Here is an 18,024-nt window from a genome sequence, read left to right on the forward strand (position 1 = left end):
CAGATATTGGGGAGAGTTAAATATCTGAGCGGACCGTCTTTAATACGCCGCCCTGCCGTTTCAAAAGCGGATTTTTGGTCTATAAGTGTGTTATTTGTTAATTTTATGTTTATAGCTTTACGAACCGCGTGGTACAATTTTTTGGTTAGCTGAGTGACACAGTTCTCCACCAGGGGATGAAAACTGCGGTATTGGTTAGCGAGAAACGGGCAAGACCCGTATCAAAATGTTAATTAAAATAAGCGACTAAAGAATAATGTTCTTTTCTTTCTGGCCCAGCGTCGCGCGTGGCTAACAGACAGAGAATGAAGATTGTGCTAAGGCCCTATTTAGTTCAGGAGTATGGTTATTATGTCTCAAACGAACGCCCCGTCATCTAAATGGCTGGGCTTGTGGTGCTTTGTGCTGGGCTTGCTGTTCCTTGCCACCGGCCTCTACTTTGTTATCGGTGGTGGAAAACTGGTTTCCCTGGGCGGCAGCTGGTATTTCGTGATTGCTGGTATCGTCACTGTTCTCTCTGCTATTCAATTTTTCCGTCGTAAATCCTCTGCCGTTACCCTCTTTGTGCTGGTCTTTATTGGCTCTGCCATCTGGGCCGTGCAGGATGCGGGAATTGATTTCTGGCCGCTGGTGTCACGCCTGATGACGCTTGCGGGCTTCCTGCTGCTGGCGCTGGTTACGCTACCCGCTCTGCGTAAGCGCGAAGGTAAAACGCCGGCGACGAAGCCTGCATGGGCCATCGCCGCGCTGGTCGCTATCGGTATGGTCGCCACCTTCGTGCAGATGTTTCAGCCGCACTCACCCATTGCCGACGGAAAAGAGCTGCCGCTGGTTCCGCTGAATAAAGCCGCTGAGCAAAAAAACTGGGATAACTACGGCAACACGCCGGGCGGTAGCCGCTTCGTCGCGCTGGATCAGATTACCCGCGATAACGTGAAAGACCTGAAGGTTGCCTGGACGTATCACACGGGTGATATCCCTGAAAGCCCTACGGGCAACGGTGCAGAAGATCAGCAGACGCCGCTTCAGATTGGCGATGTGCTCTATCTCTGTACCCCGCACAACAACGTTATCGCCGTTAATGCCGATACCGGTAAAGAGATCTGGAAGCGCATCGTCAACGCCCAGGCTGAAGTCTGGAACCGCTGCCGTGGTCTGGCTTACTTCGACGCAACGAAACCGCTGACTCAGCCCAACGTTCCAGGTTCTACGCCAGTTCCTCAGCCTGCACTGGCGGCGGGTGATACCTGTCAGCGTCGTCTGCTGATGAACACCATTGATGCGCGCCTGATTGCTATCAACGCCGATAACGGTGAGTTCTGCCAGAACTTTGGCGACCACGGCGTGGTCAATCTGAAAGATGGCCTGGGCCAGGCTGAAGATCCTAAATATCAGCTGACCTCTGCGCCAACGCTTGCAGGCACCACCGTGGTTGTGGGCGGCCGCGTGGCGGATAACGTCCAGACCGATATGCCTGGCGGCGTGATCCGTGGTTTCGATGTGATCACCGGCGCGATGCGCTGGGCGTTCGACCCGGGTAAAGATGACCCAACGGCGAAGCTGAAGCCCGGCGAAACCTATGTGCGCAGTACGCCGAACTCATGGGGTCCGATGTCCTATGATCCGGGTATGAATACCGTATTTATGCCTATGGGTAGCTCATCCGTTGACCTGTGGGGCGCAACCCGTACGGCGCTTAACCATAAATATGGCGCATCCGTGCTGGCAGTTGATGCAACAACCGGTAAAGAGAAATGGGTTTATCAGACCGTGCATAACGATCTGTGGGACTTCGACCTGCCGATGCAGCCAAGCCTTATCGACTTCCCGGAAAAAGATGGCACCACTAAACCCGCCGTGGTTATTGGGACCAAAGCAGGTCAGATCTACGTGCTGGATCGCCTGACCGGTAAGCCGCTGACCGAAGTGAAGGAGTTCCCGGTTAAGAAAGGGAATATTCCGAATGAGCAGTATACCGCAACCCAGCCTAAGTCCGTCGGAATGCCGCAGATCGGTGCCGAAACGCTGACTGAATCTGATATGTGGGGCGCCACGCCATTCGACCAGCTGGCCTGCCGTATTGGCTTCAAATCAATGCGTTATGATGGCCTGTATACCGTACCCGGCACTGATAAAGCCCTTAGCTTCCCGGGCTCGCTGGGCGGTATGAACTGGGGTAGCCTCTCGACCGATCCTAATAACCATCTCATCTTTGTTAATGATATGCGTCTGGGTCTGTGGGTGCAGATGATCCCTGCTAATACTGCGGCTATTTCACGCGGTAGCAACGGCGGTGAAGCGATCAACACCGGCATGGGTGCAGTGCCGCTGAAAGGCACGCCTTATGCGGTAAATAAAAACCGCTTTATGTCTCCGCTGGGTATCCCCTGCCAGAAGCCACCGTTTGGTACGCTGTCTGCGGTCGACCTGAAGACGCGTAAAGTGGTATGGCAGGTACCGGTTGGAACGGTACAGGATACCGGCCCATTCGGTATCAAAATGCACGTGAAGATGCCGGTGGGTATGCCAACGCTTGGTGGCACGCTGGCAACGCAGGGTGGCCTGGTGTTTATCGCTGGCACACAGGATTACTACCTGCGCGCCTTTGATACCGCCACCGGTAAAGAGGTGTGGAAAGCACGCCTGCCGGTCGGTAGCCAGGGCGGTCCAATCAGCTACAAATCGCCTAAAACCGGAAAACAGTACATCCTGATTTCCGCCGGCGGTGCCCGTCAGTCACCGGATCGCGGTGACTACGTGATTGCCTACGCGCTGGATAAATAACGCGTGGGGAAGTGATCCCCGTTGACCCGTAATAAAAAGCCCCCGCCAGCGATGGCGGGGGCTTTTTTATACCTCAGAAACGTTACTGGCCGTGCTGCCAGAGCTGAACCAGCGCGGGAGGTGCCAGATCTTCCGGGATTTGCAGGACGATATTGCCAATCCGCTGAGGGGTGGCATAGCTAATCTCAATGCGATAATAACGCTGGTCACCGCGCCCGGCAGTGCTCTGCTCTCCGGGCGGCGTTCCCAACGCCAGTGCCTGACGGAGCACACTGCACACATGTTCTTTCTGCGCGCCGTCAAGCTGAGCAAGCGTAATGCGCCTCGGCTCTGCCAGCCGGGGGATGAAAGCAAAACCGCCTTCGCGCGCAACATCAATTACGGCGTCGTCGCTCAGCTCGGGGAGGGAACTCATGGCAATACGCCGACCTGTTTCCAGGCGGTCTCAATGGCCTGACCTACCGACTGGTCAAAACGCTTTTTGCCGTGCTGGATGGTCAGTTTTGCAAAGGTTTTGAAATCGGCATTTTGTGGCAGCGTTTTGTCACACACGGTATCGTACCAGGCCCAGCCCGCGCGTTCCCAGGCGTGACCGCCCAGCGCCTTAGCCGCCAGATAGAATGCCCGGTTAGGAATACCGGAGTTAAGATGGACGCCGCCATTATCATCGCGCGTCTGGACGTAATCTTTCATATTGGCAGGCTGCGGATCTTTACCCAGCAGCGGATCGTCATAGGCGGTACCCGGTTCGGACATCGACCGCAGTCCCTTACCTTTAATGCCTTTTGCCAGCAGCCCTTCACCGATGATCCAGTCGGCGCGATCGGCCGTCTGTTTCAGATGGAACTGTTTCACCAGCGAGCCAAACACATCGGAGAGGGACTCGTTCAGCGCGCCCGCCTGCTGGAAATAGATCAGCCCGGCTTCAGTTTCGGTCACCCCGTGAGACAGTTCATGTCCCACGACGTCAATGGCAATGGTAAAGCGATTGAAGATTTGGCCGTCGCCATCGCCAAAGACCATCTGCTGTCCGTTCCAGAACGCGTTTTGGTAATTTTTGCCATAGTGAACGGTTCCCTTCAGCACCAGCCCGTTATTATCGAGAGAGTTACGCTGGTAGGCCTGCCAGAAAAAATCGTAGGTAACGCCAAGATAATCATAGGCTTCGGTGGTGGCGACATCGCCGGTGGCCGAGGCGCCTTCGCTACGCACCAGCTTGCCGGGCAGCGTCTCTTTCTGCTGGGCATCGTAGATTTCTCGCTGAACTTTGCCTGCCGCTGCGGTTTTTGCACCCTGAGGTTTGATCCACTCTTCCGCCATCAGGGCCTGAACGTGGACCAGCGTTTGCCTGGCACAGTGCTGCTGTGCATCAGAGCCGTTGTCTATAATCTTGCGCAAAATATAGGGAGGAATGACGCCGTAATGCATTCGGAACTCCTTAATCGACAGTAAGTGTCAAAAAAGTATAGTTAACGAACCATAAGTATGCCTAAACTTTTCCAGAAGTAGGTGGCACTGCCTGCTAACCGCACGCAACGGTGTATCGATTCAACCTTTGCGTTTACGCGGTGCTTTAAGTGGGCTAATGGCGGTCACTTCGCTTTCAACCCAGCCATCGTCGAGCCGGGTCTTCAGCCTGTCCCCCTGATGGATCTGACGGGTTTTTCTCACCACCTGGCCTTGTGCGGAGGTCGTTACGCTGAAGCCACGCGCCAGCGTCGCCAGCGGACTGACGCCTTCCAGCTGGGCGGCCAGCGTGGAAAACCGCTGTTTACTGCCGTTCATCTGCTGCTGCATCGCCTGCTGCAGGCGATACTGCCACTGCTGAACCTGCTGCTGCGCACGATGAATTCGCTTTTGCGGCTGGAAAGCGCTCAGGCGCTGTAGAGAACCTTCATGCTTACGTCGCGCCTGACGCAGATTAAGCTGCATGGCATCATCAAGACGGCGCTGAAGCCGCATCAGGCCGGTCTGCTGGCGAGCCAGGCGTAGCTGCGGATGCTGCTGTTGCAGACGATGATGCAGACGGGTAAAGGTGCGATTCTGCTGAGCAAGATAGTAGTCCATCGCCATCTCAAGCCGCTGCTGCTGATTTTGTAGCTGGCGCAGCAGTTCAAGCTGATTGCGGCTCACCAGCTCGGCCGCTGCCGACGGCGTGGGCGCGCGCAGGTCAGCAACAAAATCGGCGATGGTTACGTCGGTCTCATGGCCGACCGCGCTGACAATGGGAATGCGGCTGGCAAAGATAGCGCGCGCCACCCGCTCATCGTTAAAACTCCAGAGATCTTCAAGCGAACCGCCACCGCGTCCCACAATCAGTACGTCACACTCGGCGCGCGCGTTAGCCATTTCGATGGCGCGCACGATGCTGGCTGGCGCTTCTGCGCCCTGAACCGGCGTGGGATAGATAACTACCGGCAGTGACGGATCGCGTCGGTGAAGCACTCTCAGCACGTCATGCAGCGCGGCACCGGTAGCAGAGGTAATCACGCCGACCTGGCGGGCCGGGGCGGGCAGCGGCTGCTTAGCCTGCTGGTCAAAAAGTCCTTCGCTTGTCAGCCGCTGACGAAGCTGCTCAAACTGCTGTTGCAGTAAACCGTCACCTGCGGGCTGCATGCTCTCCGCAATCAGCTGATAGTCACCACGCGGTTCATAGAGCGTAATGGTTGCCCGCACCAGCACCTGCTGACCGTTTTGCGGACGGAATGTTATGCGTCGGTTGCTGTTGCGAAACATGGCGCAGCGCACCTGGGCACCATCATCCTTCAGGGTGAAATACCAGTGACCCGAAGAGGGCTGGGAGAAATTGGAGATCTCGGCGCTCAGCCAGACCTGGCCCATTTCCATTTCCAGCAGCTTACGTACCGTGGTATTAAGACGGCTGACGGTAAATATATTGGCGGTTGGCGGTAGCGACATGTGATGAAGATCAAACTTTAAATCAGAGGGTTAATCAACCGATACTACATGGCTCATTGAGGGGATCAAGGTTTTTTCGTAAATAATGCTGGAGGCAATCGATTACGGCCTGTATAATGCCGCGGCAATATTTTAAATTGTTCTCACGCACCCTGAGGTTGAGATATTGCCATGCTAAGAATCGCTAAAGAAGCCCTGACATTTGACGACGTCCTGCTCGTTCCCGCTCATTCGACTGTATTACCTAACACGGCCGACCTCAGCACCCAGCTCACTAAAACCATTCGCCTGAACATCCCCATGCTCTCCGCTGCTATGGATACCGTTACCGAAGCGGGCCTGGCCATTGCGCTGGCGCAGGAGGGGGGACTGGGTTTTATTCACAAGAATATGCCTATTGAACGTCAGGCAGAAGAAGTTCGTAAGGTGAAGAAGCACGAAAGCGGCGTAGTGACCGATCCGCAAACCGTGCTGCCGACCACCGCGCTGAGCGAGGTGAAGGCGCTGACCCAGCGTAACGGCTTTGCGGGCTATCCGGTGGTGAACGGTGATAACGAGCTGGTGGGGATTATCACCGGTCGCGACGTGCGTTTTGTTACCGACTTAAGCAAGCCGGTATCGGCGGTGATGACGCCGAAAGAGCGTCTGGTGACCGTGCGCGAAGGCGAATCCCGCGAAGTTGTCCTCCATAAGATGCATGAAAAACGCGTTGAAAAAGCGCTGGTGGTGGATAACAGCTTCCATCTGCTGGGGATGATCACTGTCAAAGACTTCCAGAAAGCCGAGCGTAAGCCTAACGCCTGTAAAGACGAACATGGCCGCCTGCGCGTGGGTGCCGCCGTAGGCGCCGGTGCCGGTAACGAAGAGCGCGTGGACGCGCTGGTGGCGGCAGGGGTGGATGTGCTGCTGATTGACTCATCACACGGTCACTCCGAAGGCGTACTCCAGCGCATTCGCGAAACGCGCACCAAATACCCCGATCTGCAAATCGTGGGCGGCAACGTGGCGACCGGTGCTGGCGCGTTGGCGCTGGTGGAAGCGGGCGTAAGCGCGGTGAAAGTCGGCATCGGCCCTGGCTCAATCTGTACCACGCGTATTGTGACTGGCGTGGGCGTACCGCAGATCACCGCCGTGTCTGACGCGGTAGCGGCGCTGGAAGGAACCGGGATCCCGGTTATTGCTGACGGCGGTATCCGCTTCTCCGGCGATATTGCGAAAGCTATTGCCGCAGGTGCCTCTGCGGTGATGGTCGGTTCGATGCTGGCCGGTACCGATGAGTCACCGGGTGAGATCGAGCTGTATCAGGGGCGTTCTTTCAAATCCTATCGCGGCATGGGTTCGCTGGGCGCGATGTCCAAAGGCTCATCCGATCGCTATTTCCAGACCGATAACGCTGCCGATAAGCTGGTGCCGGAAGGGATTGAAGGCCGCGTGGCCTATAAGGGCCTGCTTAAAGAGATCGTACACCAGCAGATGGGCGGCCTGCGTTCCTGTATGGGCCTTACCGGCTGTGCTACTATCGACGAACTGCGTACCAAAGCGGAGTTTGTTCGCATCAGCGGCGCCGGGATCTCGGAAAGCCACGTGCACGATGTGACCATCACTAAAGAGTCTCCAAACTACCGCATGGGCTCCTGATATGGCTGCGGCGAACGGCACAGCGTGCTGCCGTTCGCCGTCCGCATTGCTTATTGATCATCTGTCCACGGCGCGACGAGTAAAACCCCTGGTTGTCACCTGCCGTACGGAACCGATCGATTTTTATATTCATTTCTTTGCCGGAAAACGCCTTAAATGACGACGGAAAATATTCATAAACATCGCATACTGATCCTGGATTTTGGTTCTCAATATACGCAGCTGGTTGCACGTCGCGTGCGCGAGCTGGGCGTTTACTGTGAGCTCTGGGCCTGGGACGTTACCGAAGAGCAGATCCGCCAGTTCAACCCGAACGGCATCATTCTTTCCGGTGGCCCGGAAAGTACCACCGAACATAACAGCCCGCGTGCGCCAGGATATGTGTTCACCGCCGGCGTTCCGGTACTGGGCGTATGCTACGGCATGCAGACCATGGCGCTCCAGCTCGGCGGCAGGGTAGAAGGGTCAAGCGAGCGTGAATTCGGCTATGCGCAGGTCGAACTGGGGGTAGACAGTGCGCTCACCCGCGATATCGAAGACTCGCTCAGCGAGGCGGGTAAACCTCTGCTGGACGTCTGGATGAGCCACGGCGACAAGGTTACCGCCATCCCGTCAGACTTTGTCACCGTCGCCAGCACCGAGACCTGCCCGTTTGCCATTATGGCTAACGAAGAGAAGCGCCTGTACGGCGTGCAGTTCCACCCGGAAGTGACCCATACGCGGCAGGGGCTGCGCCTGCTGGAGCGTTTCGTACGCGATATCTGCCAGTGCGAAATGCTGTGGACGCCGGCCAAAATCATTGAGGACGCCGTCGATCGCCTGCGCGAGCAGGTCGGCAATGACAAAGTGATCCTTGGCCTGTCGGGCGGGGTGGATTCATCGGTCACGGCCATGCTGCTGCACCGCGCCATCGGCGATCGTCTGACCTGCGTGTTTGTCGATAACGGCCTGCTGCGCCTTAACGAAGCCGAACAGGTTATGGATATGTTTGGCGACCACTTCGGCCTGAATATTGTTCACGTTCCCGCTGAGGCACGTTTCCTTGATGCGCTGGCGGGCATTGACGAACCGGAAGCAAAACGCAAGACCATTGGTCGCGTATTTGTGGAAGTGTTCGACGAGCAGGCAACCCGCCTGACCGATGTGAAATGGCTGGCGCAGGGCACCATCTATCCGGATGTGATTGAATCGGCTGCTTCCGCGACGGGTAAAGCCCACGTCATTAAATCGCACCACAACGTCGGCGGCCTGCCGAAAGAGATGAAGCTGGGCCTGGTTGAACCGTTAAAAGAGCTGTTCAAAGATGAAGTGCGCAAAATCGGCCTGGAGCTGGGCCTGCCGTACAATATGCTTTACCGCCATCCGTTCCCGGGACCGGGTCTGGGCGTGCGCGTACTGGGTGAAGTGAAGAAAGAGTACTGCGATCTGCTGCGTCGTGCAGATGCCATCTTTATTGAAGAGCTGCATAAAGCCGATCTGTACAACAAGGTCAGCCAGGCCTTTACCGTCTTCCTGCCGGTACGTTCCGTCGGCGTCATGGGCGACGGTCGTAAATATGACTGGGTCGTTTCCCTGCGCGCGGTGGAAACCATCGACTTTATGACCGCTCACTGGGCGCATCTGCCTTACGAATTCCTGGGTCGTGTTTCAAACCGTATCATCAACGAAATCGACGGCATTTCCCGCGTCGTTTACGATATCTCCGGTAAGCCGCCGGCGACGATTGAGTGGGAATGATTTCGCGTCTGGCAACTGCCTGCACGTAAAAGCAGTAAAGTACCTCTAAGCCCGCGTAACTGCGGGCTTTTTTGTTTTTGTGTCTGGCACTTTCTGGCAGCTTTTAGCAACGGGAAGCACGGTTTTTTCAATGGAATTTTTGATGGTACTCTCTGGTTTCGAATTCAGGTTTGAAAAAGGGCACTGTTGCAAAGTTCGCGTTAGAGCCCAGGCGCAGTGGCATTAAACAACTGCCAACAATCGGAGAACCATTTTCATCTTCAAACCATAAATCTGCGGGTGTGGAAATGTAATGTCCTTTTTCGAGCAGACAGGAGAGTAAAGAAAAGAGGTGTTTGTTTACGTTTTCCCTTGATGCCAGTAGCCATACGGTTTTTCGCTCTTCCAGTTTTAATAAACCCGGTAATCAAATCAACGTAAATCTGACCGATAACATCATGATTTTATAGACTACGAAATCATAGCGTCACGTTCTTAACGTACGTTTCCGTTCTATTGGGATTTAACCCCCGGCTTCTCAACCAATAAACCAGAGTCACAATTATCATTGTAACTCTGTAAAGTGTCATACACACTATCTAAATAAAGTTATTCCATGGCCCTGACAATAAATCCCCACTAATTTCATCAGGATGCACAAGGCTTATTGCGCCTGGGGTAATGGTTTCTTTTATTAAATGGACTTCATCAAGATAGATAGCACCATTGGTATCCTCAGCAAGAGAGTGTAAGGTGGAGCGCTTTTTTTCATATTCTTCTCCCAAAAAATTATTAAGTCCTTTTTCATTCGTATAAAAATTATCTTTTAATGATACACCTTCAACGTTTTTCCCATCAATTTTGTAGATATTTGAATGGGGTGATATTGAATGATATCTCCGTGCTCCTTCAAGGCTTTCTGCAACAATAACACCATCCATATTCTCTGGTAGCATCTTTGGTATTGCCATATAACCGTCTGATGCTCCAAACCCATTTTTTAACACTGTTTCTGGTGAGGCGTTATCTACTCTATAAAAGTAATTACTTTTACCACTAAACCCGTTCAGCCCATTATCCATAACTTTGCTTGTTATGTAGGGTGAAACATAATCATTAGCTTCTATTTTTTTAAAACATTTAGCCCACTCGGGGAACGTCCCGGTATCCCTGACTGAACTGACAAAATCTGCTTCCGTGTAACTCGAGGTTCCGCCAGGGAATTCGTATTTTGATAGTATCTCTTTAGCTCTCACTTCACTAATTTGCAATTTTTTAGCTATGATTTGCTCAGGTCTCTCTACTTTCCCACTAAGGCCCATGTATTTTATACGAGCAAGGCGCTTCTTATGGGATTCTAAATAAATTTTATTATTTCTATACTCTATGTGTATTACCCCTCCACCATTTTTCTTGATGTAAAAATAGCCTTCTCGTTCTTTTACTTCTACATAGGATTTGTCTATCCTGATATATTTTCTGCCATTTTCATGCAGCATCAAACCCATATCATTCGGAGCGGAAAGTTTTTTAGAATCAATGTTTTTTGCATACATATCCGGCATTATTTTATCACGAACCTTCCTGGATACGGTGGGCTGAAGTTTATTACTGCTTTTGCCTTTACCTGGTTTAAATTTCACACCACTTATTTTGTTGTGACTTGATAGAATCTCTTTGTTCTTGCGGTTTATCATTCCTTGTTTTTTTAAACCCAAACCTTCAGTTGGGATAATAGTCAACTCATTATTCTTTTTATTAATTTCTAGCCGGAAATTTCTTACCTTCCCTCCCGGCTGTTTACCATATGTAGTAGAAGTAACAGTTCTTTGTCCGTTATGATGATGCCTGTGATTCCCTCCAGATGAGATTTGTGGCCGCATTACTGCTGAAATTGATTGTAATATAAGAACAAAGTCAACAATTTTAAGAAACCCCTGCGTGTTGGTTTCCTGATGATACTCTATATCTACCGGTTTATTGAAGTAATGCCTTAGTGCAAGTAATTTATCTTTGTCAGAGTACGACGATAATGTTTTTTTCTTCAATCCTTTGATTTTGAGAGTGCCGTCTTCACTGTATGAATCACGGAGTGATAAGTAAAATTGCCGGGCAGACCTGATGAGATAAGCTTCCCCTTTATTTTTTAAGTTATTCTCCAGATCCCTGTAAAGTATGCCAGACAATCGCAAGGCCTCATCGCCTTTGTACCAGTTATCAGGTAACTTATTTAAATCACCAAGCCCTTTTTCAGCGATTATATATGTGAGCATAGCTTTATGGGCTTCATATCTTAATCCGTATACTGCTGAATGCCCCTCATCGTTTTGGGACCAGTAAACACTTCTCACCAGATTACCTGCGACCTGATTTTCTACTGGTTGGTATCCTTTTCCTCTGCTGTCTGGAGTTAACTTCAGGGAAGGGATTTTTCCAATATATTCCTTGAACTTTGATACGTCTCTTTTATCAGTCATATCAACTGCAGTTTTAATATAATTTCCCAACTGCATTTTAAGTTGATTGCAGAAACTGCTTTGATGATACTTTATTTCAAAATCGGATATGATGCTATCTAAGTTTTCTATAAGATAAATTAAATGCTCAATGCTTTTTTTTCCAGTAGTATCTTGTGGGTATTTATATTCTGCTTCAGTGGCAATGCTATTAATTTTATTTATAACATCCTTTATTGTAATTAAATCTTCGCGGTTTTCTATGGCACCAATTATCTCAACTATTTTTGCACGAATTTCATCAGATAAGCAACGACTTCCGTGTATATCCTTAGCGATATCTGTAGCCGTTATTGAGTTTACTCCCCCACCTTGCAGGACAGCAGCATCTGCTCCTGGAAATCTTAAGGGGTCATGCAGGGCAATAAACTCACCGGCTTCATACAATGTATTGGCAAACGGCCTCAGCATTACACTGAAGCTATTACCGCTGTTATCTGAATGCGCTGTATTTCGGCAAACTGAGGGGGAAACGCACTCCTCTGAGGTGAATGCTGGGATATCAGCTGTTGCTGAAATCGGGATACCATCAAGTCTTACCTGGCTCAACAGCATAAACAGCGGTGCGGCTATGCCCTGTCTCAGCGATGTCGTCTGGTTAGAGGGGCTGCTCATTTCTTCGTGAGAATTGACTGCTCTGTTAATACTGCTTCCAAAATGAAGTATTTCTTTCGGGATGGCAGAGCGGTCAGTGTTTATGCCCTGAACCTGTGTTGTGGAGCTTACCCTGATATTATTGTGAAGTTTAATCTGATAAGCTCCGGCTGTAACTCTGTGCTGCAACGCTGATACTGGCATGATTAAGTCCCGTAATATGTAAAATGACTTAATCGCATATCTCTGCTTATATTACTTTCATTTAACAATCATTTCGCTTATTTACTCCCTTCCGGTAGTGTTCGGATCCGTATTAACGTCCGGTATACTGCTGGCCGTGAGACTGAAAACAATTTAGTCAGGTCGCTAATCGAGTACTGCCCGTTTCCATGCATCCAGTACAGCTCTTTCTGGTGTTTCTCTGAAAACTTGCTTGTTTCCCCGTAATTTCCCTTTCGCCGGGGCAATGGCCATTCCTACCCGGGTACGCAGCCGTATCAGGTCGCATTCAAATTCAGCGAAAGTCGCCAGCACGTTAAAGAACACTTTTCCCATCGGGTCTGCCGGGTTATAGAGGCTGGTACCGAGAGCCAGTTTTACGCTACGGGCTGATTTCCGCAACGAAGCGCTGAAGCTTGCTGAGCAAACTGGTGTTGCTGCCGCCGCCCGCGAACTCAGCCTGCATGAATCACAGCTTTATACCTGGCGCAGCAAGCAACAGCACATAATGACCTCGTCAGAGCGTGAAAATGAACTGGCCGCTGAAGATGCCCGCCTTAAGCGGCAACGGGCTGTGCAGGCGGATTAGCTGGCCATTCTCCAAAAGGCCGCGATATACTTCGCGAAGTGTCTGAAATGAAGTAGCTCTTTGTCGAAAAGTATCAGGCTGAGTTCAGCCTTAAGGCCATGTGTCGGGTATTGCGGGTTGCCCGTAGCGGCGGGTATGCCTGGCTTCTGCGCCGCCATCAGCCATGCCCGCGCCAGCAATCTGACGCCGTAAGAATATGGGCTGATGGCTGAGAAACTGGAAATCTCAAAAAGTGCGAGGAACTAAAGCCGGGATGCTTACCCAAATACCCCTGTAGAGGTGGCTATCGGCTGCCTTGTCACAAGAGAGGCTAATCCAACGTATTGAACGTTATTATTATGCATGGCATTCTTCATGATTTTTCGATTCCCCATGTATTAATTTATTGTTTTATATGATTTTTATGGTCGACAGATAAGCAAGTGGGCATTACTGAACGCCTTGCAGCAGTCAGCTCATAAAAGCAATAATGTACCTCTACGCCCGCGTCACTGCGGGCTTTTTTGTTTTGTGTGACGGGGTGGGGGAGCCGCTATCAGAACGCGATCTTATCGTCCGGTGGAGGGTGCCGCGCGACCACAGTAGCGCGCCGCTCCCGGTCTGATAGCAAGGAGAACCCCGGCAGCCCTTAAGGCTGCCGGAAGATCAGTGCAGCAGTAAGATCAATGCAGCAGGAAGATCGTTGCCAGACCCAGGAAGATAAAAAATCCGCCGGTATCGGTCAGGGCGGTAATCAATACGCTGGAGCCAACGGCGGGATCGCGCTTGAGTTTGGTCATAATAAGCGGGATAAGGACGCCCATCAGCGCCGCCAGCAGCAGATTTAGCACCATCGCCAGCATCATGACGCCGCCCAGCTCCGGGTTACCGTACATCGCCCAGGTGACGCCGCCCATAATACCTCCCCAGCACAGCCCGTTAATCAGCGCGACGCCCAGCTCGCGGCCAATCAGGAAGGAAAAGTTGCCCGGTTCAACCTGATGCAGCGCCAGTGCGCGGACAATCATGGTGATGGTCTGATTGCCGGTGTTACCTCCAATGCCGGCCACGATTGGCATCAGCGTCGCCAGCGCAACCAGCTGAGAGATGGTATCTTCAAACAGACCAATCACCCGCGAGGCAACAAACGCGGTGCAGAGATTAACGGCCAGCCACGTCCAGCGCGTACGGACGGCTTTTCTGACCGGGGCAAACACATCTTCATCCGGGTTCACGCCACCCATTTTACGAATATTGCTGTCGCTTTCTTCGTTCACCAGATCAACAATTTCCTCGACGGTGATGCGGCCCATCAGCTTTCCTTTAATGTCGATAACCGCCGCTGAGATCAGGTTGTAGCGCTCGAAGGCCCCTGCGGCATCCTCTGCCTTATCATTGATCAGAAAGGTGGTCGGTCTGGCATTCATCACGTCGAAAACCCTCATTGTCGGCGTGTTGAGCAGAATATCCGTAAGCGTAACTTCACCCAGCAGCATATTGTTTTTATCGGTGATAAAAATTTTATCCGTCCCGTCCGGGATCACTTTTCTGCGGCGCAAAAAGCGCTGAACGGTCCCCAGGGTTATATCTGCACGAACGGTGATCAGATTGAAATCCATAATGCGACCCACGCGATCGCGATCGAAATCCATCACCTCCAGCACGCGGGAGCGGAGTGATGGTTCCAGGGAGGTGAGCAGGCGGCCGGTTAAATCGCGCGGCAGATATTTAGCGAGGTGGACCTGTTCGTCGATATCCAGAGGTTCAATGGCGCGCAGCAGATCGCGGTCGCTCATCTCTTCAATCAGGCTTTCCCAGACGCTTTCGGAGGCTTCGATCAGGACGCGTCCACGGCGATCGGTGCCGATCAGCTGCCACAGCGCCAGGCGCTCCTCTTCGGGAAGGGCTTCCAGCAGGTCGGCAAGGTCAGCCGCGTGCAGCAGTGGAATATACTGAGCGATCTCTTCAGCCTGCTCCTGATGCGCTTTGGCATCGGCAGGGGACTCTTTAAGCGGACGCCCAAGCAGCGTATCGACCAGATCGCCATCGTTCAGCAGCAGGTTAAGAATACGACTGCGTATTTCAGAGAGCTGCTGGGCGTGAGATAAAGCTACAGACATAAAAATTCCCTTGTGTCTGGCAAAAGAAATCGGGGGGATAAGTATTGCGCAATATGGCCTAAGCCGCGACTAAGCCCGTTTTTTTTGCAGCACCATACGTGCAAACGGTTACTCATACAGCTATTCAGAGGCGTAAACGGTTACTCATGCAGCTATTTCGCTATGACGGTGGGTACGGGAGCGTCGTGCTGTTTCTGTTGATGATGCTCTATAGCGCCCGGGATAACAAAAATGAGTCTGGCGGCAAGAAGAATAAAACTCACCAGCAGTACGATGAGGGTCATTCGGCTGGTTTTTTTACGTCGGGGTAATGGCATAGCCCTGTTCACACAGTTTGTCCTGAGGTTAGCCCATACGGGCATTAGTGCAATTTAGACACAGTCGCGTAATTTGATCAATGAAAACGAGTCAATAAAGGGTGAGATCGCCGATGTTCACGGCAGGTGAATGAATAAGCGCAGATTCATGCACAGGTAAAACAGATGTGGATAAAAATTGCACTAATTTGACTTATATCAAGTTATAGTAGTCGACAGACATTACCATGGCGCGCAAAAGAGTGTCCTTCGTCAGGCAGCCCGCCCGGGGAATCATCGTTATTTTCGCACAACATATTGAGCCCAATGAGAATTACCCACTGGTTAAAATATTTTTATCACAGCAGACTGGGATTACCCCTGCTACTTCCGCTGATCCTGATGCCGCTATGTACCCAGCTTTCCATCCGGCTGTGGATGGCGGATGGCTACGTGTATCTGATTTATCTTCCGCTGGCAATGCTGGTGGCGATGCTGCTGGTTTATGACTGGGACGCTTTTCCGGGCATCGCGCTGGGGTTATCCAGTTACTACTTTTTTCGCTACAACCTGCTTACGGCCAGCGTCATTGTCGCTGTTTTCCTTACCGTTCTGATGCTGTGCTGGGCGGGCTACCGTTTACATAGTCGCCAGCGCTGGGGAGTGGATTATGGGGAATTCCGTATGATGTCAGTTCGCCTGTTCTGGCTGGCATTTATGACGCCCACGCTGTTTGTTTTCACTATGCATGTAATGACGCTGCTGGGGCTGACGCCGTTTAATCACTCCGTATTTTCCCGTTCCGCCCTGTCGCTGCATACGCTGCTTAATTATCAGTCAGTGTTGCTCTCCTGCCTGGTGATGATCCAGCTGTGCTACTTTGTCATACGCAGCATTCGCAAACCGGTGTTTATTAGCCTGCTCGCACGTCGGGCCATAAGTCAAATGGCCACGGGCGTCACTAAGGCTGAGCTGACACTGTGGCTCGGCCTGCTGATCTTTCTGCTGGGGGTGCAGCTACAGTTCGAACAGGCCGATGAAAACCTGCTGAATACGGATTATGGTCTGCCCCTGTTTCTGCCGCTGATGCTGTGGGCTGCCGTGCGCTTCGGCTATCTGATTACCTCCCTAAGCTGGGCGATGCTCTTACTCTGCATTTACCAGCTGCGCGATCGCTTTCTCTCTCCGGAGACGGACCCCCACCATCTGGCGGTCATCTCCCTCAATATGCTGGTGTTTACGCTGACTATCCTGCTGATGGCGAATATCAGTACGCGGCAGCGTTTCGCACTGGCGAGGGTTAAACGCGCTTCGCTTAGCGATCCGGTGTTCAGGCTGCCTAACCTGCGCGCGCTGGCTCAGGATCTGGCAGAAAGTCCCCGTTCAACGCTCTGCTTCCTGAGTATTCCCGATCTGGACCGCCTGAGCAGAACTTACGGATTACAGATGCGCATCCAGTATAAACGCAGCCTTGCTATCCATCTGATGCCTGAATTACAGCCGGGGGAGGACGTCTATCAGCTGCCGGGTTTCGATCTGGTGATGCGTCTGAATTATGACCGCCATGTTGAGCGCATCGAGAATGTTGCGGTACGGCTGAAAGATTATCAGCTTAGCTGGGATGGCCTGCCGATCCATCCGGCCGTAGGCCTGAGCTACTGTAGCGTCCGGCCACCGGTCAACCATCTGCATGAGCTGCTGGGTGAGTTAAGCGCCATGGCAGAGGTTTCACTGCGCAGTGGCGTCGCAGAAAACTTACAGCAGCGTAAAGGGCAGACGGCACAGCGGCAGGTTGCTGAAAAGATCGCGTTGCTGAATGATACGCAGACCGCGCTTAAAAATGGTGGTTTTCAGCTGATGGTGCAAAAGATCGCTGGCGTTCGTGGCGATGATTATTACGAAATCCGGCCTCAGATGGCGGACCGCTATGGCGAGTGGGTCGAATATTCGCGTTTAATACCCGTTATCAATGAATTTGGTCTGACGTGGGAAACAGACCGTCAGGCGATCATAATGGCGCTGGCTTTTATACAGCGCCATCGGGAAAAACTGCCAGGCGTGCGCTTTGCCATCAGGCTCTTTGCCTCCAGCCTGTGTCGACCACAGCTGGCCCGCGAACTGCAGGTTTTTATGCAGGAATATGGCGTTGAGCCCTGGCAGCTCATTATTGAAGTGGAAGAGTCGCCCATGCTGACCGACTACAGCTGGGGAAACCGCTCAATCACCCAGCTTCGGCATCTCGGCTGTCGGCTGGCGATTAACAATTTTGGCAGCGGCTATGCCAGCTATAACCAGCTGGAAGAGGTGCAGATGGATATGCTGAAAATCAGCCCCACCTTTGTCAGCAATATGCTTACCAGCAGCCTGAATTATCAAATTATTGAGTCCATCTGCATGATAGCCCGCCTAAAGCGCATGCAGGTTATCGCCACGGGCGTGGAGTCGGAAGAGGCCGAACGGCTGCTGCGGCTGCTGGGAGTGGACTACCTGCAGGGAGGCTTTATCAGCCAGCCCTGCGCGTTACAGGATTTGTGCGAAAGCGCTGAGCCGACGCCGCCGACTAAGCCGGATGAAGGCCCGGATCCGCAATAGCCGTTCCAAATGGTGTGACGGGGGAGTCAGCAGATAAGCAGATCGTCGGGCGCAGGGCT

9 protein-coding genes and 3 pseudogenes are annotated in these 18,024 nt (G+C 52.2%); 5 read left to right on the plus strand and 7 right to left on the minus strand.

Annotated features, from left to right (window positions below; translation table 11 throughout):
* The first annotated feature begins 351 nt into the window (after positions 1-351).
* Entirely contained in the window at positions 352-2,784 is a 2,433-nt protein-coding gene (locus ACLRGG_RS02980) for a glucose/quinate/shikimate family membrane-bound PQQ-dependent dehydrogenase (RefSeq protein WP_416248354.1), read from the plus strand.
* Positions 2,785-2,866: 82 nt separating this feature from the next.
* Here ACLRGG_RS02980 and ACLRGG_RS02985 read toward each other — a convergent pair whose 3' ends face one another.
* From ACLRGG_RS02985 to xseA, 3 genes are all read right to left on the minus strand, one after another.
* The gene (locus ACLRGG_RS02985) at positions 2,867-3,199 is read right to left on the minus strand and encodes a protealysin inhibitor emfourin (RefSeq protein WP_416248355.1); all 333 of its coding nucleotides are present in this window, start codon (positions 3,197-3,199) and stop codon (positions 2,867-2,869) included.
* Positions 3,196-4,212 (minus strand): M4 family metallopeptidase, encoded by a 1,017-nt coding sequence (locus tag ACLRGG_RS02990; RefSeq protein ID WP_416248356.1) that lies wholly within the window; start codon positions 4,210-4,212, stop codon positions 3,196-3,198. The genes ACLRGG_RS02985 and ACLRGG_RS02990 overlap by 4 nt, the downstream gene beginning before the upstream one ends.
* A gap of 120 nt (positions 4,213-4,332) precedes the next feature.
* A complete protein-coding gene (xseA, locus tag ACLRGG_RS02995) occupies positions 4,333-5,703 on the minus strand; it encodes an exodeoxyribonuclease VII large subunit (RefSeq protein ID WP_416248357.1) in 1,371 nt (456 codons plus the stop codon).
* A 171-nt stretch (positions 5,704-5,874) separates the two neighbouring features.
* On the opposite strand from xseA, the gene guaB reads away from it, so the two are divergent.
* Both guaB and guaA read left to right on the plus strand, forming a co-directional pair.
* The gene (gene guaB / locus ACLRGG_RS03000) at positions 5,875-7,341 is read left to right on the plus strand and encodes an IMP dehydrogenase (RefSeq protein ID WP_416248358.1); all 1,467 of its coding nucleotides are present in this window, start codon (positions 5,875-5,877) and stop codon (positions 7,339-7,341) included.
* A 156-nt stretch (positions 7,342-7,497) separates the two neighbouring features.
* A complete protein-coding gene (gene guaA, locus ACLRGG_RS03005; RefSeq protein WP_416248359.1) occupies positions 7,498-9,078 on the plus strand; it encodes a glutamine-hydrolyzing GMP synthase in 1,581 nt (526 codons plus the stop codon).
* 202 nt (positions 9,079-9,280) lie between these two features.
* Here guaA and ACLRGG_RS03010 read toward each other — a convergent pair.
* The 3 genes and pseudogenes from ACLRGG_RS03010 to ACLRGG_RS03020 all read right to left on the minus strand — a co-directional run.
* Positions 9,281-9,367: pseudogene (locus ACLRGG_RS03010) on the minus strand (type VI secretion system tube protein Hcp); the annotation flags it as partial.
* Positions 9,368-9,656: 289 nt separating this feature from the next.
* Entirely contained in the window at positions 9,657-12,371 is a 2,715-nt protein-coding gene (locus ACLRGG_RS03015) for a hypothetical protein (protein ID WP_416248360.1), read from the minus strand.
* Between the two features lie 77 nt (positions 12,372-12,448).
* A pseudogene (locus ACLRGG_RS03020) lies at positions 12,449-12,779 on the minus strand (recombinase family protein); the annotation flags it as partial.
* Between ACLRGG_RS03020 and ACLRGG_RS03025 the strand changes: the two are divergent.
* Positions 12,748-13,157, plus strand: a pseudogene (locus tag ACLRGG_RS03025) (transposase); the annotation flags it as partial. The pseudogenes ACLRGG_RS03020 and ACLRGG_RS03025 overlap by 32 nt on opposite strands.
* 483 nt (positions 13,158-13,640) lie before the next feature.
* On the opposite strand, the gene mgtE reads toward ACLRGG_RS03025, so the two are convergent.
* Positions 13,641-15,077, minus strand: a complete 1,437-nt coding sequence (gene mgtE / locus ACLRGG_RS03030; protein ID WP_416248361.1) for a magnesium transporter — start codon at positions 15,075-15,077, stop codon at positions 13,641-13,643.
* 623 nt (positions 15,078-15,700) lie between these two features.
* Here mgtE and ACLRGG_RS03035 point away from each other — a divergent pair.
* The gene (locus tag ACLRGG_RS03035) at positions 15,701-17,965 is read left to right on the plus strand and encodes an EAL domain-containing protein (protein ID WP_416248362.1); all 2,265 of its coding nucleotides are present in this window, start codon (positions 15,701-15,703) and stop codon (positions 17,963-17,965) included.
* The last annotated feature ends 59 nt before the right edge of the window (positions 17,966-18,024 follow it).

The organism is Erwinia sp. PPS120 (assembly GCF_047918655.1).
Lineage (GTDB): Bacteria > Pseudomonadota > Gammaproteobacteria > Enterobacterales > Enterobacteriaceae > Erwinia > Erwinia tasmaniensis_A.